20 protein-coding genes are annotated in these 21748 nt (G+C 40.1%); 16 read left to right on the forward strand and 4 right to left on the reverse strand.

The features are described from left to right. Positions 1-67: 67 nt before the first annotated feature. On the reverse strand, positions 68-1834 hold the full coding sequence (gene sppA / locus BFL47_RS10985) for a signal peptide peptidase SppA (RefSeq protein WP_069659841.1): 1767 nt from the start codon (positions 1832-1834) through the stop codon (positions 68-70). Between the two features lie 95 nt (positions 1835-1929). Between sppA and folK the strand changes: the two genes are divergently transcribed. The 6 genes from folK to BFL47_RS11015 all read left to right on the forward strand — a co-directional run bounded on the left by folK (position 1930) and on the right by BFL47_RS11015 (position 9650). Beyond that, positions 1930-2424, forward strand: a complete 495-nt coding sequence (gene folK, locus BFL47_RS10990; RefSeq protein ID WP_245681352.1) for a 2-amino-4-hydroxy-6-hydroxymethyldihydropteridine diphosphokinase — start codon at positions 1930-1932, stop codon at positions 2422-2424. After that, positions 2405-2773 carry an Hpt domain-containing protein gene (locus BFL47_RS10995; RefSeq protein ID WP_069659843.1) on the forward strand — a complete coding sequence of 123 codons (369 nt, stop codon included), beginning with the start codon at positions 2405-2407 and terminating at the stop codon, positions 2771-2773. The genes folK and BFL47_RS10995 overlap by 20 nt, the downstream gene beginning before the upstream one ends. 338 nt (positions 2774-3111) lie before the next feature. Beyond that, a complete protein-coding gene (locus BFL47_RS11000) occupies positions 3112-3732 on the forward strand; it encodes a TetR/AcrR family transcriptional regulator (RefSeq protein WP_069659863.1) in 621 nt (206 codons plus the stop codon). Positions 3733-3741: 9 nt separating this feature from the next. Beyond that, positions 3742-5082 carry a TolC family protein gene (locus BFL47_RS11005; RefSeq protein WP_069659844.1) on the forward strand — a complete coding sequence of 447 codons (1341 nt, stop codon included), beginning with the start codon at positions 3742-3744 and terminating at the stop codon, positions 5080-5082. A gap of 19 nt (positions 5083-5101) precedes the next feature. After that, positions 5102-6187 carry an efflux RND transporter periplasmic adaptor subunit gene (locus BFL47_RS11010; protein ID WP_069659864.1) on the forward strand — a complete coding sequence of 362 codons (1086 nt, stop codon included), beginning with the start codon at positions 5102-5104 and terminating at the stop codon, positions 6185-6187. Between the two features lie 49 nt (positions 6188-6236). After that, positions 6237-9650, forward strand: coding sequence for an efflux RND transporter permease subunit (locus BFL47_RS11015; RefSeq protein WP_069659845.1), 3414 nt, complete (start codon positions 6237-6239; stop codon positions 9648-9650). A gap of 84 nt (positions 9651-9734) precedes the next feature. On the opposite strand, the gene purS is transcribed toward BFL47_RS11015, so the two are convergent. The 3 genes from purS to rho are packed head-to-tail and all read right to left on the reverse strand — an operon-like array spanning position 9735 to position 12513. Next, entirely contained in the window at positions 9735-9986 is a 252-nt protein-coding gene (gene purS / locus BFL47_RS11020) for a phosphoribosylformylglycinamidine synthase subunit PurS (protein WP_069659846.1), read from the reverse strand. After that, positions 9983-10681, reverse strand: a complete 699-nt coding sequence (locus tag BFL47_RS11025; protein ID WP_069659847.1) for a CDP-alcohol phosphatidyltransferase family protein — start codon at positions 10679-10681, stop codon at positions 9983-9985. The genes purS and BFL47_RS11025 overlap by 4 nt, the downstream gene beginning before the upstream one ends. Before the next feature lie 5 nt (positions 10682-10686). Further along, the gene (gene rho, locus BFL47_RS11030) at positions 10687-12513 is read right to left on the reverse strand and encodes a transcription termination factor Rho (RefSeq protein ID WP_069659848.1); all 1827 of its coding nucleotides are present in this window, start codon (positions 12511-12513) and stop codon (positions 10687-10689) included. A 225-nt stretch (positions 12514-12738) separates the two neighbouring features. Here rho and pyrF point away from each other — a divergent pair, with 225 nt between their 5' ends. From pyrF to BFL47_RS11085, 10 genes are all read left to right on the forward strand, one after another. Then, on the forward strand, positions 12739-13563 hold the full coding sequence (gene pyrF, locus BFL47_RS11035; protein ID WP_069659849.1) for an orotidine-5'-phosphate decarboxylase: 825 nt from the start codon (positions 12739-12741) through the stop codon (positions 13561-13563). A gap of 43 nt (positions 13564-13606) precedes the next feature. After that, positions 13607-14884: a DUF2851 family protein gene (locus BFL47_RS11040; RefSeq protein WP_069659850.1), complete on the forward strand. Its 1278-nt coding sequence runs from the start codon at positions 13607-13609 to the stop codon at positions 14882-14884. Between the two features lies 1 nt (position 14885). Further along, positions 14886-15107, forward strand: a complete 222-nt coding sequence (locus tag BFL47_RS20240) for a hypothetical protein (protein WP_016195122.1) — start codon at positions 14886-14888, stop codon at positions 15105-15107. Positions 15108-15200: 93 nt separating this feature from the next. After that, positions 15201-17840: an FtsK/SpoIIIE family DNA translocase gene (locus tag BFL47_RS11050; protein ID WP_069659851.1), complete on the forward strand. Its 2640-nt coding sequence runs from the start codon at positions 15201-15203 to the stop codon at positions 17838-17840. Between the two features lie 73 nt (positions 17841-17913). Further along, a complete protein-coding gene (locus BFL47_RS11055) occupies positions 17914-18561 on the forward strand; it encodes a LolA family protein (protein WP_069659852.1) in 648 nt (215 codons plus the stop codon). A gap of 13 nt (positions 18562-18574) precedes the next feature. Next, entirely contained in the window at positions 18575-18850 is a 276-nt protein-coding gene (locus BFL47_RS11060; protein ID WP_069659853.1) for a hypothetical protein, read from the forward strand. Next, on the forward strand, positions 18847-19611 hold the full coding sequence (locus BFL47_RS11065; protein ID WP_069659854.1) for an MBL fold metallo-hydrolase: 765 nt from the start codon (positions 18847-18849) through the stop codon (positions 19609-19611). The genes BFL47_RS11060 and BFL47_RS11065 overlap by 4 nt, the downstream gene beginning before the upstream one ends. Before the next feature lie 53 nt (positions 19612-19664). After that, a complete protein-coding gene (gene trxA, locus BFL47_RS11070; RefSeq protein WP_069659855.1) occupies positions 19665-19970 on the forward strand; it encodes a thioredoxin in 306 nt (101 codons plus the stop codon). A gap of 41 nt (positions 19971-20011) precedes the next feature. Beyond that, the gene (locus tag BFL47_RS11075) at positions 20012-20302 is read left to right on the forward strand and encodes a hypothetical protein (protein WP_069659856.1); all 291 of its coding nucleotides are present in this window, start codon (positions 20012-20014) and stop codon (positions 20300-20302) included. 345 nt (positions 20303-20647) lie between these two features. Next, the gene (locus BFL47_RS11085; protein WP_069659858.1) at positions 20648-21610 is read left to right on the forward strand and encodes a hypothetical protein; all 963 of its coding nucleotides are present in this window, start codon (positions 20648-20650) and stop codon (positions 21608-21610) included. Positions 21611-21748: the final 138 nt, after the last annotated feature.

The following is a 21748-nucleotide window of genomic DNA, read 5'->3' on the forward strand; positions in this document are numbered from 1 at the left end:
AAAAAGGTATAAAAAAAAGAGGCATACAGGTTTTGCCCGCATACCTCTCTTTTTTGATTAGTGGTATCTACCTGATAGAAATGGTATAAGGTAGTCTGGCTTGTATGCCGTTTAACTTTAAAGCAGATTGCAATTGTTGAAAATAAACATAGTTATCTCCGAACTGTAATTTAGAGAAATGCTCTTTTAGTTTATCCTCACCCCCACTGAATATCGCTTCGAAAGGATCTTTCTGTGCCGGATAAGCAACCAGTTTATAGTTTTTAATCTTAGCCATCTTAGCAGCGGAACGAATAGCATCGTCAATATTTCCTAAACGATCTACCAATCCTATTTTCAGCGCTTCGGTACCGCTCCAAACTCTACCCTGACCGATACTATCCACATAAGCCTGGGTCTTTTTTCTGCCATCCGCTACTCTTTTAGTAAAAGTAGCATAGATCCGGTTCACTTCAGTTTGAATAATAAAACGTTCTGAATCAGTAAGAGGCCTTAAAGTGGTACCCAGATCAGCATGTTCCGCTGTCTTAACGCCATCGAAAGTAATGCCCAGCTTATTATTAAAGAACTTCTGCATATTAGGGATAATTCCAAATACACCGATGGAACCGGTAATGGTATTGGGTTGGGCAAATATAGAGTCAGCAGCACAAGCAATATAGTAACCACCGGAAGCGGCAACATCACCCATAGAAACAATTACAGGTTTTACTTTACGGGTTAAGGCAACTTCTCTCCAGATCACATCAGATGCAAGAGCGCTTCCTCCTCCAGAATTGATACGAAAGACAACTGCTTTTATCTTTTTATCCAGACGCACTTTGCGCAAAGCTCTGGAGATTCGTTCAGATCCGATAGACTCATCATCACCTTCGCCACCAGTAATCTCTCCGGAGGCATATACGACAGCTACACGAGAATCCATGTCACCTTCTTCAGGCGTATTCGCCTTCATGTAATCCATCAGGCTGATAGATTTCAAATCATTTTTTTTATCAATACCCGTTCTTGTCTTTAATTCATCAATCACCTGATCTTTATAACGAAGACCATCAACCAATTTATAAGTTACCGCATCCTGTGCTTTTTGTATTTTTAACTGATTAGCCATTGCAAAAAGTGAATCTCTGGAGATCTTTCTAGAGGTTGAAACACCGGAAAGCAGATGTTGATACAGGGAACCAAGAAAAGAGGTAACCTGTTTACGATTGGCATCACTCATTTTATCCAGGATAAAAGGTTCTACCGCACTTTTGTACGTTCCCACTTTAATCACCTGAGCTTCAATTTCAAGTTTCTCCAACGCACCTTTAAAATAGGGAGATTGCGAACTTAAACCCGTAAATTCCAATATTCCTTCCGGATTAATATACACTTTATCTGCTACAGAAGCTAAATAATACGCCTTTTGAGAATATACTTCACTGTAGGCAAGAATAAACTTTTTGGACTTTTTAAAATCCAGAAGGCCATTTCTAATCTCTTCCAAGGTGGCCATACCGCCCTGAACACCAGAAAGGTCCAGGTAAATTCCCTTAATATTTTCATCGCTTTTAGCACGTTTTAGTGCCGATAGGATGTCGTTCAATCCAAGGGTTTTATCGCCATGAATACCTGCAATATCAATATTGTCGAGCGGGTTTTTTATAGTCCGTTCTACAATCGGATAATTTAAAGAGAAATGAATGACCGAGTTAGCTTCCACTTTAGCAGGTTCATCACCAGCAGAAGAAATTAAACCAACAATACCCACTACAAGTAGTAATCCCAGTACGATAAACGACAGGATAAACCCAAGCATGGAAGCGAAAACAAATTTAAAAAAACCCTTCATGGAAGTAAACTTTAATAGTAATACAATTATATGCAATTAGATATGAATATATTTGAAACGTTACATGCTTATTAAGTTTTATGCACATTATATATTTGTTACTCGGAAGCAATCTTGGAGACAGAATATATTATCTGGAACAAGCAGCTCAATTAATACATGAAGACATTGGTATGATCATAAAGAAATCATCTATCTATGAAACGGCTTCATGGGGAATAGAGGATCAGCCAAAATATCTAAATCAAGTGATGCAGGTCGAAACTAAACTAACTCCTAAACAAGTGCTTCATGCGATACAGTTTATTGAAAAGCAGCTAGGTAGAGTAAGAGTCGAAAAGTGGGGTTCACGCACTATAGATATTGATATATTATTCTATGACCAGAAACATATTCAATCACCAGACCTTGTTATTCCCCATCCTCTGCTGCATACACGGAGGTTTACACTTGCTCCTTTAAATGAAATTGCCCCATCCTTAATGCATCCTGTTCTAAAAATGCAAATAGCTGAACTATTTAAACAACTTTTAGATAACTTGCACGTATACAAATTTTTCCATACACAACATGAAAACAAAGATATTTGACGTAAATCTCGCCTATTTAAATGACATCGCAGGAGGAAGTACAGAGTTTATCATTGATATGATCGATATATTTATTGAGCAGACTCCAATTTATTTTACGCAATTAGGCGAAGCCATTCAGCAAAAAGACTGGAAAGCTACAGCTGATTTGGCGCATAAAATCAAACCAACACTTGCTTTTGTGGGTGCCGATGAGCTTAAGGATATGATGTCTGTTATTGAATCCAATGCACGTAAATTAATCGATGTAGATACAATAGAAGCAGATTTTTTAGAAATAAATCAAACCTGTATCTTGATTTATGAAGGATTAGCGAAAGCCAAACAAGAACTTTTATCTAAGATCTAGTTCAAGCTATTTATTGTTTTCAAAACATCCATACGATTAAAGCATTTTTTGCTCCAAATCCTCAAAAATAAAGTCTGATCAGCACTGTATTTTTTGAGGATTTTTTCTTTCAACTCCTTTCTCTTTCCATTGAGCAGATTATTCCTGCTGCGGGTAAAATAGAGAATTTACATAACGACTTTGCGACTTTAAAAATCAGGAGCGCGCCTATTTCTGAAATTAGTTATTTACCAACATTATGATCCTTTACACCTTAATATCACCTTTTAGTATACAATTTCTTTAGGAAACTTTTAATAACAAAAAAGTTTTCCTAGTTTTATATTAGGATGATCGTGATGACAACACCCGAATTAAAAGAAAGAATTTTGGTACAAGCTGAAGTTTTGTTTTGCCACTATGGCATTAAGCGAATCACTATGGATGATCTGGCCAAAGATCTGGGCATATCCAAGAGAACCATCTATGTCCATTTTAGAGATAAGGATGAACTAGTCCATTTGCTTATCACAGAAATGCTTGGAAGGGAAACCAGTGTAATGGCCAAGAATGAGCTGGAAACAAACAATGCAGTAGAAGAGATCTTTCATGTGGTTGCACAGTTAAGTGGTCTCATCTCCAGAATGAACCCAATTATATTTTATGACCTTCAGAAGTTTCACCCTCAAACATGGCAGCTGTTCCAAAATCATCGTTATGATAATATGCGGGGCTGCCTGATCAAAAACTTCAAAAGAGGTATTCGCGAAGGCCTTTACAGGGGAAATATAAATATGGAAATACTCTCTATAATGCGTATGGATCAGGTAGATGCAATTTTTAATCATATTGTTTATCCTATTGGTAATTTTGACTTATCAGAGGTAATGACCGAAATTACTGAGCATTTTTTATATGGTTTATGCACCTTAAAAGGACATGTCTTAATCAATGAATACAAACAAATAATAGAAGAATAATATAGGATTATGAGAAATACCCTATTGCTCACCTTCATGCTTTTTAGCAGCGTCACTTTAAAGGCGCAAAAATATTCCCCGGAAAGAACATTTAAATTCAACTTACAGGAATGCCTCGAGTATGCGTATGAAAACCAGGACTCGTTGAAAAATGCAAAACTGGATATAGAAAAGGCGAACTATGCAGTAAAAGAAACGATTGGAAGAGGTTTACCGCAGCTTAGCGCCAGCGCCGACTTTCAGGATTTCTTAAAGATTCCTACTACGCTGCTTCCAGGAGAGTTTTTTGATGAACCCGGCACATTTAAACCAGTAAAGTTTGGCGTAAAATACCAATCCAGTGCAGGGGTATCAATTAGTCAGCTTTTATTTAGCGGTAGTTATATCGTTGCTTTAAAGGGAGCCAAAACGTACAAAGAACTAAGCGTGCGTAGTTTTAACCGGACTAAGATCGCCACAAACGTAGCGGTTTCTAAAGCCTACTACCAGGTTCTGGTCAGCAATGAACAATTGAGGCTTTTAAATGCGAACGTGACTCAATTGGGTCAGCAGGTAAAAGAAACTACCGAATTAAACAAACAAGGCTTCGCTGAAAAAATTGATCTTGACCGCATCAGGGTTCTTTATAATAATCTTTTAACTACAAGAGAAAATACAGAACGATTGCTTGTGTTATCCAATCAACTGTTGAAGTTCCAGATCGGTATGACTGTTACAGATAGTTTACAGGTAAAGGATAAGATTGTCGACGTGGTTTTCGATAGTAACACATCGATTGAGGTAGATACTACAGCTTACCGGAATAGAATTGAGTATGGCTTATTAGAAACTCAACGGAAGCTGAATGACCTCAATTTACAAAACTTAAAATCGGAGTACCTCCCATCACTCTCTGCTTTCGGTAGCTCATCCTATCAGTACCAGGCCAACCGTTTTGGCGATCTGTTTGATAATAAATACCCCAATACAGTAGTAGGCTTACAACTTAATATTCCAATTTTTAACGGTTTCCAACGTAAATATCGAGTTAAACAAGCACAGGTAGAGCTTCAAAAGTTAGATAATACGCTCAATAATGTTAGAAATGGAATTCTACTCCAACAGGAGCAAGCTCGTATTACCTACCAGAATGGAGTGAAATCTTTAAAAAATCAACAAGCTAATATGGAGCTTGCTCGTGAAGTACTGCGCGTATCGAAAATAAAATACCAGGAGGGTGTCGGTTCAAGTATTGAAGTTACCCAGGCTCAAACAGAGTTAGAGCAGTCTGAAAATAACTATATCCAGGCATTATATGACGCTTTGATAAGCAAAGTAGATTTAGAAAATGCCTATGGGCGGATCCATTAAAAGAGCAAATAGAAAAATAATGAAGAACTTAATTTATTTGGCAGTACTGGTTTTCATCGTTGCATGTGGAAAACCCAAAGACAAAAAAGCTGAATTAGAGCAATTAAAAAAAACACGTACTTCGCTTGACAGCAAAATTGCTGATCTCGAAAAAGAAGTCGGCACCAAACCTCAGCAGCAAACTGTAGACGTGGCGGTTACAGAAGTAAAACCGGTGACTTTCAACAGTTATGTAGAGGTGCAGGGAAAAGTGGATGCACAGGAAAATGTACAGGTTAGCGCAGAATCTCCCGGTGTCATTACTGCAATCTATGTAAGGGCAGGACAAAACGTAAGTAAAGGACAGGTGCTGGCTCAGCTGGATAATAAGGTACTCCTTCAGAATGTAGCACAGGTACAAACACAACTGGATCTGGCAAAGAACATCTTTCAGCGTCAGAAGAATCTTTGGGACCAAAAAATAGGTACTGAAGTGCAATTTCTGAATGTTAAAGCACAAAGAGATGGCTTAGAAAAACAAATGGCCGTACTGCGATCTCAGCTTTCTACATTTAGACTGAAATCTCCAATAGCAGGGACGGTAGACCGGATGGATCTTAAACTGGGACAAGCCGTTAGTCCAGGGATGCCTGGAATAACAGTCTTGAATGCCAGTAATCTTCGCGTTAAAGCAGAGCTTGCTGAATCTTACGGTTCAATGGTGAACTCAGGAGATGATGTGAAGGTGATTTTTCCTGATATTCCTGATAGTTTAAACACCCAAGTAACCTTCGCCTCCAAGGTTATTGACCCCTCCTCCCGAAGTTTTATGGTAGAAGTCAAACTCCCTCCTAAACGCAGTTATCGTCCCAATATGCTTGCAATTCTTAAAATTATAGATTTTGAATCCAAAAACACCCTAACAGTGCCGATCAATAGCATTCAAAGATCCGAAAGCGGTGAATATGTTTTCATTGCCGAAAAAGGAAAAGCGAAACGGACAACTATCAAATCAGGTAAAATATCAGCCGGACAGGCTCAGGTATTAAGTGGATTAAAAGCAGGGGATAAGGTTATCACCGCAGGATTCCAGGATTTGAATGATGGCGACTTGATTAAAATTTAAATTAAGATCTCTCAAAAGCTCATAGGTCTTACCTCACAATACCGATCACATGAAAGACTTAAATAAAGAATTTGGACCCTCCAGCTGGGCAATAGATAATAAGATGGCCATCTATGTGCTGACTATTATTGTTACCCTGATGGGAATCAGAGCCTATAATAGTCTGCCGAAGGAGAACTTTCCGGAGATTATTATTCCTAAAATATTTATTCAGACGATTTATCCGGGTACATCTCCTGCCAATATGGAGAATCTGGTAACCAAACAGATCGAGAAGGAATTACGAGGAATTAAAGGTTTAAAGAAAATAACATCCAATTCATACCAGGACTTTTCCATCATCACAGCAGAGTTCAACACCGGAGTACTGATTGAAGATGCCAAGCAGCGGGTAAAAGATGCCGTGGACAAATCGCGGCAGGATCTGCCAAGCGACCTGCCAAACGAACCGGATGTACAGGATATCAATCTATCTGATCTTCCCATCATGTACGTCAATATATCTGGTGACTATGATTTGAAAAGTTTAAAGAAGTACGCCGATGACCTGGAGGATCAGATTGAAAGTTTGAAAGAGATTTCAGGCGTGGACATTGTAGGAGCCCTTGACCCTGAAGTGCAAATCAATGTGGACCTGCCGAAAATGGCTGCCGCAAAGATTTCCTTTACCGATATTGAAAATGCGGTAAAGTATGAAAACATGACTATTTCCGGAGGTACAGTAAAGATGGACGGTGTTCGTCGTACCCTGAATATAAAGAAAGACTTCGTCAGTGCCGAAGAAATTTCAAATATTATAGTGAAATCGGCAACCGGATCTGTTGTGTATCTCAAGGATATTGCAGATGTAGAAGATTCCTTTAAAGAGCAAAATAGTTATGCCCGTTTATATGGAAAGAATGTAATTACCCTGAATGTAAAAAAGCGAAGTGGAGAAAATTTGATTGAAGCATCTGATAAGATCAATGCACTAATCAAAGAAATGAAGGGAACTACCTTACCTCAAAACCTGGAGATTACCGTAACCGGCGATCAGTCAGATCAAACCAGGGTAACTCTCCATGACCTGATCAATACCATCATTATTGGGTTTATCCTGGTCACAGTCATTCTGATGTTTTTCATGGGAGTGACCAATGCCTTGTTTGTGGCCATGTCAGTCCCTTTATCCATGTTCATCGCGTTTTTAACCATGCCTGCATTGGGAGCGCTGTTTGGATTTAGCTTTACGATGAATATGATCGTGCTGTTCTCCTTCTTGTTGGGACTAGGTATTGTTGTAGATGATGCCATCGTGGTGATTGAAAACACGCACCGGATTTTCGACAACGGTAAAGTTCCCATTAAACGAGCCGCTAAAATGGCTGCTGGTGAAGTATTTCTTCCTGTACTTTCCGGTACATTAACTACGCTGGCTCCGTTTGTCCCCCTGTTGTTCTGGCCCGGAATTATAGGAGAATTTATGTTTTTTCTTCCGGTAACACTTATTATCACGTTACTCGCTTCCTTGGTGGTAGCCTATATTATCAACCCGGTGTTTGCGGTAGATTTTATGGAATCGCATGAGGAGCACGAGGTGAATCAGAAACCTAAATTTGATCGGTCGGTTAAACGTGTCCTTGTTGTGATGCTTGTTCTGGCGGGCCTATGTTACTTGTTCAACTTTGGCTTAGGCAACTTTGTTGTCTTTTTGGCCCTTATTTATCTTGCTAACCATTTCTTTTTTACACGAGCAGTAAAGTCATTCCAGGAAACTGCCTGGCCTGCTTTTCAGAGAAAGTACGTTCAGGTATTAACATGGGCAGTTGAACGCCCCCGTACTATAATATTCAGTACCATCGGACTGTTTATTCTGTCCATTCTTCTGGTAGCTGTAGTGCCTCCAAAAGTAGTGTTCTTTCCCGAATCAGATCCCAACTTTATCTACGTTTACGCACAGTTACCGGTAGGTACCGATCAGGCCTACACCAATGAAGTAATTAAAAAGCTCGAAGATCGGGTCACTCAGGCCGTAGGAGGGAAAAATAATAAAATCGTTTCTTCCATTATTTCCAACGTCACAGTAGGGGTTACCGATCCGCAGGATGAAGATCAGGGGGAATACCCCAACAGGGGGAAAGTCACAGTAGCCTTTGTGGAGTTCGGCAAGCGCCATGGCGAAAATACTTCCCTGTATCTCGATAAAGTGAGGAATGCAGTAAAGGGAATTCCAGGAGCTGCTATCGCTGTCACTAAAGAGCAATCCGGACCACCTACCGCAAAACCTATTTCTATCGAAATAACGGGAGATAACCTCGATTCCATAGTGAAAGCATCAGACAGGCTTAAGAAATATCTTGATGCCCAAAATATCGACGGAGTAGAAGATCTTAAATCTGATTTTCAGAATAACAAACCGGAAATTCTTTTCAATATAAATAGGGAGAGGGCTAACCGGGAAGGTATTTCCAGCGGACAGATCGGTATGGAACTTCGTACAGCCATTTATGGAAAGGAAGTATCTAAGTTTCGCGACGATGATGAAGATTACGAAATAAATGTTAGGGCAAAAGAAGACCAGCGCAATAACCTGCAATCCTTAAGAAATATGAAGGTTACCTATCGGGATATGGCTATGGGCGGACAAATACGACAGGTTCCCTTGTCCTCATTTGCCGACATGGACTACATCAATACCTATGGAGGAATTAAAAGGAAGCAGCAGAAAAGAATTATCATCCTTTCATCCAACGTTTTAGGCGATTACAATTCCAATGAAGTAGTTGCATCCATTCAATCCTCAATAAACCAGTTTAAGTCTCCCGATGGAGTTGAAATAAAAATGGCCGGTGAGCAGGAAGAACAAATGGAAACCGCCGCTTTTTTAGGAGGTGCCCTGATGACGGCTTTCGGGTTAATACTTATTATCCTGGTCTTACAGTTCAATTCCATTAGCAAACCACTTATTATATTAAGTGAAGTACTGTTTAGTGTAATTGGCGTATTGCTTGGTGTGGTTATTTTTCAGATGGAAATGTCAATCGTCATGTCCGGAGTAGGTATCATTGCCCTTGCCGGTATTGTAGTGCGAAATGGAATACTTTTAGTGGAGTTTACAGAGCTGATGGTCGAGCAGGGGATGTCGACAAAAGATGCGGCTATAGAAGCTGGAAAAACACGAATGACCCCGGTGTTGCTAACAGCCACCGCCACCATGTTGGGATTAATTCCCTTAGCAGTTGGGTTAAATATCGACTTTCAGTTACTGTTCAGCGAGTTTAATCCTCACTTATACTTCGGAGGAGACAACGTCGCTTTCTGGGGACCTTTGTCCTGGACCATGATCTTCGGACTCAGTTTCGCTACTTTCCTTACTTTAATCCTGGTACCTTGTATGTATCTTATTGCTGATAATGGATCAAGGAAGGTTAAAGGAATATTCAATACCAATAAGAACGAGGAAAAAACAGAACAAGCACCGTAAAATGATGCAAAAAAAAACTCAAGTTGCCAAATAAACAAAGGCAACTTGAGTTAATGAAATGAGAGCTGTATCGATCAGCTTTTATTAAACTGCCGTTAATTCAAACTCATAGCTTTCCATAATCAGGTTAGCCAATAATTTTTTACAAGCAGTATCTACTTTCTGACGTGCAATTTCTTCAGTGTCGGCATTTATTTCAAGTGTAATATGTTTGCCTATCCGGATGTTTTGAATTTCAGCAAGATCCAGGTTTTTCATACTACCGGTTACGGCTTTACCTTGAGGATCAAGAATTTCTTTTAAAGGCATTACATTGATTTCGGCAATAAATTTCATCTTATAAATGTAAATTGAATGATGGATAAAACGATATATAAAAATATAAGTATCGGAACAGCTGCAAACTTAAAGATTAAGATCAGGATCACCGCAGATAATATCAATATATAGCGAAACAGGTTTTCTCTAAGTTCAAAATTTCTGAATTTAAAAGAAATCAGTGGAACTTCCATGACCAGTAAAATGCCAGATCCAATACTGAAGATGAATAGGAAGAAGGGATTCTGTATAAAAGCCATCCAAAAACTACCACCTCCGGCGGTAATAAATGGCAGAGATGCAATTAGAATCGCCACAGCAGGAGTAGGAAGTCCAATAAAATGATCCCCCTGACGCGGGTCAATATTAAACTTTGCTAACCGTAAAGCTGAAAACATCGCTATAAAAAATGCGGAGTAGTTTAAATAAACACTCATCTCTCCCAATTGTGGTGCCTGCAAAAAGAGCTGGTATACAATAGAGGCTGGTAGAAATCCAAAGCTGATCATGTCGGCAAGTGAATCAAGTTCCTTTCCCAAAGGGGAGTGTACCTTTAAAACCCGGGCAGACATTCCGTCAATAAAATCAAATCCAGCTGCAATAAAAATGAAGATAGCAGCATAGATCAGATTATTACTGTAGGCAAACGTAACACCAACACACCCGCTTAATAAATTAAGGCAAGTGATGGCGTTAGGTATATGTTTTTTCATTATAGTTAACTATTCATGGATACTAAAAACTCCTCGTTGGACTTAGTACCTCTCATTTGACTCAGCAAGAATTCCATTGATTCCTGAGAATTCATATCTGCAAGATGATTACGAAGGATCCAAATCCGTTGTAAACTTTCTTTATCTAAAAGAAGATCATCACGACGTGTGCTGGAAGCAGTAAGATCAATTGCAGGGTAAATACGTTTGTTAGCCAATTTACGATCCAGTTGAAGTTCCATATTACCGGTACCCTTAAACTCTTCGAAAATAACCTCATCCATTTTAGAACCAGTATCAATCAGTGCAGTAGCTAAAATAGTAAGCGAACCGCCATCTTCAATGTTACGTGCCGCACCAAAGAAACGCTTCGGCTTGTGTAACGCATTCGCATCAACCCCACCCGAAAGAATCTTTCCTGAAGCAGGAGCAACTGTATTATAAGCACGGGCTAAACGAGTGATCGAGTCAAGCAAAATCACAACATCATGTCCGCATTCAACCATCCGTTTCGCTTTTTCAAGCACGATGTTGGCAATCTTCACATGTCGTTCAGCAGGCTCATCAAAAGTAGAGGAAACCACTTCTGCACGCACACTTCTTGCCATGTCAGTTACTTCTTCCGGACGCTCATCAATTAGCAGGATGATCAGATATACTTCAGGATGGTTTTTTGCGATTGCATTAGCCACATCCTTCAATAAAATAGTTTTACCTGTCTTCGGTTGAGCCACGATTAAACCACGCTGACCTTTACCAATCGGGGTAAACATGTCAATAATACGCGTTGAACTATGGGTGGTATCCATGAAAAGATTTAACTTTTCCGTAGGAAATAAAGGAGTCAGGTAATCAAAAGGAACCCTATCCCGTACTTCAGCTGGCATGCGGCCGTTAATGGCTTCCACACGAACTAATGGAAAGTACTTTTCACCTTCCTTTGGGGGACGGATGCTACCTCTTACTGTGTCGCCGGTTTTTAAACCGAATAACTTAATCTGCGACTGTGATACATAAATATCATCCGGAGAGGATAGGTAATTATAATCCGAAGAGCGCAGAAAGCCATACCCATCAGGCATGATTTCCAAAACACCTTCATTCACAATTACATTATCAAAATCCAGATTAACAGCAGCATTCTGATCAGAAAGACGGGTTTCCTGTACCACAGGACGGCTTTCAACAGATCTACCAGAAGCGGTATTAAACCTTTTCTCAAACCGTGGTGCTCTGGGTTCAGCAGAAGCAGACTCCCCATTCAATTGATTTTCTTCCCTTCTGGTTGGAACTTCAGCGTTTGAAGGCGCTTCCACTCTTCGGGATGGAGCTTCTGTGTTTCCTGATGGTTCCACTCTTCTTGAAGAAGGCTCAACCGGTGCAGAAACTGTACGCTCCTGTTTGATGGTGATCTGTCTTCTCGGTCGGGGTAAATTAGGAACGGCAGCAGCAGGTTGCTCAGTAACCACAGGCTGCTGAGTTGCTTCTACTTGGTTTACCACTACTTCAGGTTCTTCAACCGGAGTAGGAGTAGTAAGTATAGTTGCAGCCTCTACAGGTGCAACAGTAGGCTCTTTGGGAGCTTCTTCTTTCGTTTTTACAGTCCGGCTACGCTTTTTTGGCTTTTCCTCCTCAGTAGTTGCTACAGGCACTGGGCTTATTGCTTCTGTTGTTGGAGTATTGTTGCTAGCAACCGCAGGTTGTGAGGTATGCTCCTTTATTTTAGTGATAAGTTCTTGTTTTCTTAAGACATCAGCGCCATCGACACCAAAGGATTTAGCAATCTCACGAAGCTCGGACACAAGCTTGTCGTTCAATTCAGTACTTTTCATTCAATTTGAAATATTATATAGGATTCTTTTTTAAGAAGTTAATCCACAATCATAAGAGAAAATCACATGTGCAAAGAAGGCTTAATGAATTTTCTTGATGAAGAGGGGATTGCTTTTTTGAGATAAAGCACAATTTTAAATCAATAAATTGGAAAAAACAAAAAAATAGTAAAAAAAATTTTAAAGCCCTTGACTTATTTGGTTACTTTGAGGGATAATAATACTATGAACCGTAAAGAGCTAATTGAGCAGATCCGTCTAAAGAAATCTTTCCTTTGTATAGGTCTCGATACCGATATTACCAAAATACCAGCACATCTTCTTGATACCGAAGACCCTGTACTCGAATTTAACAAACAGATCATTGATGCAACAAAAGAATATTGCGTATCCTATAAAATTAACACCGCATTTTATGAAAGCCGTGGATTGGCCGGCTGGAAAAGTCTGATCGACACCTGGAATTACCTGCCCAAAGACACCTTTAGTATTGCAGATGCCAAACGCGGCGATATAGGAAACACCTCAGAGATGTATGCAAAGGCATTTTTTGACCAGGCATCCTCCGGAATGAGCTTCGATTCCGTTACCGTAGCACCTTATATGGGAACCGACTCCGTTAAACCTTTTCTAACGTTTAAAGATAAATGGGCTATCATCCTGGCCCTTACCTCTAATGAAGGCAGCAAGGACTTCCAATTCCTGCAGGCAGATCCTGATAATAAGCTCTTTGAAAAAGTGATCCAAAAGGCAGCAGATTGGGGGAGCAATGAAAATATCATGTTCGTGGTAGGTGCAACAAGAGGCGATGCCTTTTTAACCATCCGGAAACATGCACCCGATCACTTTCTGCTCGTCCCGGGTGTTGGCGCACAAGGTGGAAGCCTGATAGACGTTTGTAAATATGGAATGAATAAAGATTGCGGATTACTCATCAACTCATCACGTGCTGTGATATATGCATCCTCCGGACATGATTTCGCCCAAGCTGCACGTGAAGAAGCACGTAAGGTTCAAAATGAAATGGCGATTATACTTGAAGCGATGTAAGTGTTGCGTTTTCTGCTATACATAAACTATAGCCGATAGCACAATGAATGAAGACTTTATCAATTTTATCTGGAAGTACAGGTTGTTTAATCAAAAACTCCTCTGTACCACAAAAGGAGAATCAATAGAAATTATTTCTCCAGGATTATATAATAGTCATGCCGGTCCTGATTTTGTTGATGTACACGTCAGGATCGGCAGTACCACATGGGTAGGGAGTGCCGAAATACATATCAGAACTTCCGACTGGGAACGCCATGAGCATACCCATGACAAGGCCTATAACAATGTTATTCTCCATGTCGTATACGAACATGATGGCAGTGCATTCCGTGAAGACGGCACAGAACCCTGCGTGCTCGAAATCAAACCCTATATAAACGAAAATATAGAAAATCGCTACCATCTCCTTATTGAGAACATGACCTGGATTCCTTGCGAAAAACAATTGGCATTGGTAGATCCCGTACATATTCAAAGTTGTTTGCAACGCATGCTTGCAGAACGACTAGAGGAAAAATCAAATGCCGTATATACGCTTCTGGAAGAAAATAAAGGCGATTGGAGTCAGACTTTCTATGTCCTGCTTGCCCGTAACTTCGGGTTTAAACTTAATGCACTGCCCTTCGAATTAGTAGCCCGTTCCTTAACCTCAAAAATTCTTGAAAAGCATAAAACAAACCCCTTCCAGCTCGAAGCTCTAATCTTTGGACAAGCCGGTTTTTTAGAAGAACCACCAGAAGATGAATATATAGGCACGCTTCAAAAAGAGTACCATTACCTGAAGCACAAATACCAGCTACATCCCATCGACTCTTATTTGTGGAAGTACTTAAGGTTGCGGCCTCAAAATTTCCCTGCAATCCGTTTATCGCAGTTTGCCGCCCTGCTTCATCATTCCACTCAATTGTTTTCCAAGTTGCTTGATGCCCGGGGTGCAAAAGAAATTAAGGCACTTTTTGGTTCCATCAACGTAAGCCCCTATTGGCAAACCCATAATAAGCCCGGAAAAAGTTGTCGTCCAGGTTCCCTATCACTTGGCAAGGAATCAATAATTAATATTTTAATCAACACGGTATCTGTTTTATTATTCAGTTATGGTAAATACATTTCCAATGAAGAGATTAGTAATCGTGCTTTAGACCTGTTAGAAAATATTCCAGCTGAAACAAATCATATTATATTGCGTTATAGAGAATTAGGAGTAAAAGTTGTAGGTGCCGATAGCTCACAAGCACTACTTCAATTAAAAAAAACATACTGCGACAGAAAAAAATGCTTAAATTGTGCAATCGGAGCAAGAATTATTAATTCCGCTTAAAATGATACAACGTATACTAACCTTTTTTGAGCGATATTCTTTTGGGGTATCCACCTATCTTGGGGAAAAGTTTGATATGTCTATCTCCAAAATTCGTTTGTTTTTTATTTATTCCTCTTTTTTAGCGGTAGGGTTTCCAATCATTTTTTATTTTCTGGCGGTCTTTGTACTGGGTATCAGGACCTATATGAAGCGTATCCGCACCCGGATCTGGGATTTTTAAACTCATACACGCTGTTATCTTCGCTCATATGCGAATACCGTAATCTTAAAAATAATATCTTTCATATATTTGAACGGTTAAAACCGCTTACAAATGCCGGTAAAAGGAAATCAGTTCAGATCAAATACATTCAGGGAAGAGGGCAAGATAAAACCTACTGCAAAGGAGCGTTTATCGAAAGAAAGAACCGAAACCTTACCTCAGTTTACGTTTAATAACGGCAGACTGATTAAAATTGTGGGCTTATTTTTCTTAATCCTATCTATTTACTTTCTAATTGCCTTCAGTTCCTACCTTTTTACATGGCAGGACGATCAGAGTTATGTATCCGGACCAAACGGGGGGTGGAATAAATTATTCGGGCACACTGATGGCGTTGTTCTTGCAGGGCCTCAGCAATTACCTGTCGAAAACTGGTTAGGCCGATTGGGTGCATTATTATCAGATCAGTTTATCTACCAATGGTTTGGCGTAGCATCCTTTATTTTTATAGGCATCCTTTTCATAATTGGTTATCGCCTCTTATTTAAGGTGCAGATTTTACCATTGGCCAAATCATTAGGATATTCCTTTTTCCTGCTGATATTCATCTCCATTACATTAGCCTTCTTTCATAGTTTCAGTTCCGATTATCCACATTATCTCGAAGGAGAGTTTGGCTTTTGGACGAACCGCTTGCTGCAAAGCGAGATTGGTAATTCAGGTATAGCAGGCTTATTAGGTTTTGCAGCATTAACGGCCCTGATCATCGCCTATAATATAGACTTTAAGATCCCTGAAAGAGAGAAAAAGATTCCTAATACTGAACCAGTTCTTGCAGAAGATCCTGATATTGAAGAAGAATACCGAAGTGAGGCAGTCGAATTCCCTCTTGCAAACCGGAGAAGTCGCCTGAACCGCGAACAGCAAAAACCCGAAGAGGGGGCATCTCATCTACCTTTACAGCAGGAACGCATTACAAGACCTTTAGAATACGAAGCACCCGCTGAATCTAAGCCGCTCGTGCCAAGAGTAACTATTCCATTTGAAACGATCCCTGCTGTAGCATCCGCTGCTGCATCTACAGCAATACCTCTTTCCACTGTTGTCGCATCCGCTATTCCTCTAAATGTGCAACGCAATGAGGAACCAAAGGAAGAAGAAGAAAAACCGCAGCCTGCATTCACTGTAGTCAAAACAGAAGAAGAAAAAACGGCTGATCATTTGGTGGAAAAATTTGGACAGTATGATCCGAAGCTTGACCTGTCCTCCTATAAGTACCCTACACTCGACCTGCTGGAAAACTATCGTTCGAATAAAATATCGGTAGACGCAGATGAATTGGAAGCCAACAAAAACAAAATTGTCGAAACGCTGAATCATTACAATATCGAGATTGATAAGATTAAGGCAACCATTGGCCCCACAGTCACCCTTTATGAAATTATTCCAGCTCCAGGCGTACGGATTTCCAAGATCAAAAACCTGGAAGATGATATCGCACTTAGTCTGGCCGCTTTAGGGATCCGTATCATTGCCCCAATGCCTGGAAAGGGAACTATAGGAATAGAAGTGCCCAACCAGAATCCGGAGATGGTGCCTATGCGCTCCATCATGAACACCGAGAAGTTCCAGAATACAACCATGGATCTTCCCATCGCATTAGGGAAAACGATTTCCAATGAAGTGTACATTGCCGATTTAGCTAAAATGCCCCATTTACTGGTAGCAGGAGCAACCGGACAAGGTAAGTCGGTCGGAATCAATGCCATACTTGTTTCGCTTTTATATAAGATGCATCCCTCACAACTGAAGTTTGTGCTGGTCGATCCTAAAAAAGTAGAGCTTACCCTGTTCCGTAAAATAGAAAGACATTTCCTGGCTAAACTTCCCGGAGAAGAAGACGCCATTATCACTGATACGAAGAAGGTAATTAATACGCTGAATTCGCTTTGTATTGAAATGGACCTGCGTTATGACCTGCTAAAAAATGGCCAGGTGCGTAACCTGAAGGAATACAATCATAAGTTCATCAACCGTAAGCTGAATCCCGAAGAAGGCCACCGTTTTATGCCCTTTATCGTGCTGATCATTGATGAGTTTGCCGACCTGATGATGACAGCCGGAAAAGAAGTAGAAACCCCTATAGCGCGTTTAGCACAGCTAGCCCGTGCCGTAGGAATCCATTTAATCATTGCCACACAGCGTCCATCCGTTAATATTATTACCGGTACGATTAAGGCCAATTTTCCTGCCCGTTTAGCCTTTAGGGTGCTCTCTAAAATTGACTCCCGTACCATACTAGATTCAGGAGGCGCCGACCAGCTCATCGGACGAGGGGATATGCTTTTATCCACAGGTAGCGAACTGATCAGGTTACAATGTGCCTTTGTAGATACCCCTGAAGTAGAACGCATATCCGATTTTATAGGCGGGCAACGCGGTTACGACTCTGCATGGATGTTACCCGAATATGTAGATGAAAGCGGAGATGGAGGAAGTATTAAGGACTTTGACGCCAGCGACCGTGATCCACTGTTTGAAGACGCAGCGCGACTCATCGTGATGCATCAGCAAGGATCAACCTCATTAATCCAGCGGAAGCTTAAATTAGGGTATAACCGTGCAGGAAGAATCATCGATCAGCTGGAAGCAGCAGGTGTGGTAGGTCCATTTGAAGGAAGCAAAGCCCGTGAGGTACGACTTCCGGATGACTATGCACTGGAGAGCTTTCTCGAAAACCTGAAAAAATAACTAAACTATTCGTTCCAAATAGAGTCTATACCAATACCTGCCCACATCATGCAGGATTTGTAAAAAACAACACATGAAAAAAATACTCTTCACTATCCTAATACTCTTTTCCATATCTGCGCTAAGCAGTGCTCAAACAGATTCAAAAGCAAAGGCAATCCTTGCCGCTGTAAGTAAAAAATATTCCGCTTACGATATCATCAAAGCAAACTTTACCTACACCATAGAAAATCCGCAAAGTAAACTTAAGCAAACCGAGTCAGGCACGCTTTATACGAAATCAAAGACCAATAAATATAAAATTATCACCTCTACACAGGATATGATCAGTGATGGAAAAAGTCAGTGGACCTATCTGAAACAGGATAAGGAAGTCAACCTGAGCAATGTGGATAACAGCAGCAATTCTATTAATCCGGCACGAATCTTTACGATCTATGAAAAGGGGTATAAATATGTATCCATGCCCGATATCAAGGAAAATTCAAGAGTCTATAACGTCATTGATCTTACCCCAACCGCCTCTGGAAATAATTTTTTCAAGATCAGACTCACCATCGATAAGCTGAATAAACAAATTTACAAGGCGATGATATTTGACAAAAACGGAAACCGTTACAGCTACCTGATCAAATCACTTCTACCGGTAAAAATTGCAGAATCTATATTTTCATTCAATTCGCAGAGTTATCCCGGAGTAGAAGTTGTAGATTTACGTTAATATAAGCAACAGAATGCCAATCACCTACACGAAACATACACTGGAAAAGCTTGAATCGGTACTGAAAGACCAGCATTATCAATTGCGGTATGAAAAGGGGAATTTTAAAACTGCCGCCTGTGTGTTAGATCAGAGCAAGGTGATTGTAATTAATCGCTTTTCCACATTGGAGAGTAAAATTAATGAACTGTCCCAATTGTTATTGAAAATTCCTTTAGACGAAAATGTGCTGAATGATAAACAAAAACAGTTTCTTTACACATTGAAACAATTTACTCTACTACTGTGATCGTTACATTTTTAGGAACAGGAACCTCTCAAGGCGTGCCGGTAATCGGATGTCAATGCGCGGTATGCACTTCAGCAGACCCGAAAGATAACCGTTTGCGCAGTTCGGTGATGGTCGAAATTAATGGAAAGAATATTGTGGTAGACACTGGTCCCGATTTCCGCTATCAGATGTTGCGTGCGCAGGTAAAAAGGCTCGATGCGATCCTGTTTACACATGAGCATAAAGATCATATAGCAGGTCTGGATGATGTGAGGGCATTCAATCATATGCAACACCAGGCGATGGATATTTATGCCCATCCAAGGGTTCAGGAGTCTATTAAACGTGATTTTCATTATGTATTTACTGAAAAGAAGTACCCCGGAATTCCTTTGCTTATCCTGCATGATATCAGTAAAGATCAACCCTTTATTGCAGCAGGCGAAACGATTATTCCCATAGAGGCGATGCATTATATGCTGCCTGTCCTGGGCTTCCGTTTTGAAGGTTTTACGTATATTACAGACGCAAAGACTATTTCGGAAACGGAGAAAGAAAAAATAAGGGGTTCGAAGGTGTTGGTTTTGAATGCATTGCAAAAAGGGTCGCATATTTCACACCTGACGCTTAGTGAAGCTATTGCATTAGCACAGGAAATAAAAGCGGAACGGACGTATTTTACTCATCTCAGTCATACTATGGGTAAGCATGCCGACGTAAGTAAAGACCTGCCGGAAGGGATATTTATAGCTTACGATGGCTTGCGAATAAAAATCTAGTTTATATTTTAAACCAAGGAGGTATCTCAGGTGTTACTTGTAAAATTAATATTATGAGCACAAGACCAAGTTTTTCAGATATTATACACTCGGATAAACCCACGCTGGTAGATTTTTCTGCTGATTGGTGTGGGCCATGCAAAATGATGTCGCCTATACTTAGCGAACTCAAGGCCGCTTTGGAAGATACCGTGACCATCATTAAAATAGATGTAGATAAGAATCCAGCAGCGGCGCAAGCCTATAATGTGCAAGGTGTTCCAACGCTGATCTTGTTCAAAAATGGTGAAATAAAGTGGAGGCAGTCAGGAGTGTTGACCAGTGTTCAATTGCAACAAGTTATTAATCAACACACTTAATTTTTTTTAAAACATCGCGGGTAATTCCGTATTTATATAGTATGGATCATTCAGTATTTTTATTGGTAAAGGACCCTCATAACAATTGTCAGGATGTTATCAGGCATCGTGACGGATCGTTAAGAATTAGAGTCTACTGTTTGGGTTCAGATAAGTTTGATCCTCAGGAAGACGAACTCCAGTTTTATGCCAATGATAATGGCGATCTGCTTGCATTTGAAACCTCAGAATATGACGGGAATGATCCCTTATTGGTCATTGAGGCGATTAGGTGGTATGCAGAGTATCTAAGAAACCCGAAGATGGAGATATTAGCGGAAGATCCACGGTAAATCTTTGCTGGTGGGTTTTGTGAGTAATTTGCTGGTTTCTATTTAAACTTCTTTTTTTTTATTCTAGTATGGTAGTGATATGAGTCTGGTATAAGTCCAAGGTGGGCTTGTTTAAGTCGGACTTAGGAGGGATTGTTGTGAGTTGGTTTTTGGTTTCAATAAGTTTTAGTTTATCGTTTATCCTTGTATTTTTTATTTTGTGAATTTGAGGGGGCCTTATCCTGAAACTCTTAATAGGTAATTCTTGCTGTTTCATGTCGTTATAAAGAAGATTTGAGAAATTTTAGCAGTTTTTTTATTTTAAATAATCTTTAGTCATTTCTTTACGTGATTAACATAAAGATTATGGCAACTATAGATAAAAAAGGAATGGTACACGGAACCGCAGGTTCAGTGATTTACAGGGAGTACCGGGGAAAGAACATCATCCAGGGGAAAGCAAAAGCATTTAAACAAACTGAAAAGACGATCAGGAGTGCTACAGAGTTTGGACTATCGAGTTCAGCGGCAGCAGTGATCAGGACAGCATTTGAACCGGCTTGTTTTTTTAAGGATGGAACGGCGGCTTACAGGAGTACGCAAGTGGTGTACCGGTCGATATTGAACAATGTAACTGGAGAGAAGGGGAAGAGGGATTTGCATGATGGGGATCTTTCCTTATTAGAGGGACTGGACTTTAATGCGAACAGTAAACTGCATGAGGTGCTGCAGATGAGCCATTCGGTGAGTAAAAGTGTGGATGGGTTTGTAAGTGTTAGTTTAGGTTCCTTGGATACTCTAACAGGGATTAAAAGGCCGCGAAATGTCAGTGGAGCTTATATGAAACACCGTATACGTTTAATGCTGGTTGCATTTAACTTTAGGGAGGAGTACTATGAAAATCTGGGCTTTCAGGATGTCGATCTGGAAGGGTTTCAAAGTTTTGAAGGACAAGTGGTAACTTTTACTGAAAAGGTTCCTCAGGATTGTTTGGCATTAGTAAGCATGTCGCTGATGCTATATTCCACTATTAGTCAAACTAATGAAAAGATCTTGCTGAATAGTGCAGCGTTCAGCCCTTGTGCTATTATCGGAACTTTCCAGTCTGAAAAGCCTTCTGATTATCCTTTAAAAGAGGTTGATATGGAACCATCTTCATATCCAGGGAGGGAAGAGAAGATCTCTGAAATGTTTTATAAAGGTAATTTACTGATGTTGGGGCTCTCTACCTGTATAGGTCAACAGGCCGTTATAATTAGCAAAATTACTAGAGTTAAGGAAGTGGTTCCTGATGTTACTTTAAATAAGCGGGTTTACTTTAATAGATAGGGTTAAGACCTTTTTGAATATTATGCCTGTCATGCATTAGAGGATTGCGATTGGTAACTAATAAGGGTACGTTAGCCCTGAAATTTTTATTTATTTTCATTGCTGTTCGATAAAAATTAAACTCATTTAAAAATAAGC

The organism is Arcticibacter eurypsychrophilus (genome assembly GCF_001730525.1).
In the GTDB taxonomy this organism is placed as follows: Bacteria; Bacteroidota; Bacteroidia; order Sphingobacteriales; family Sphingobacteriaceae; genus Arcticibacter; species Arcticibacter eurypsychrophilus.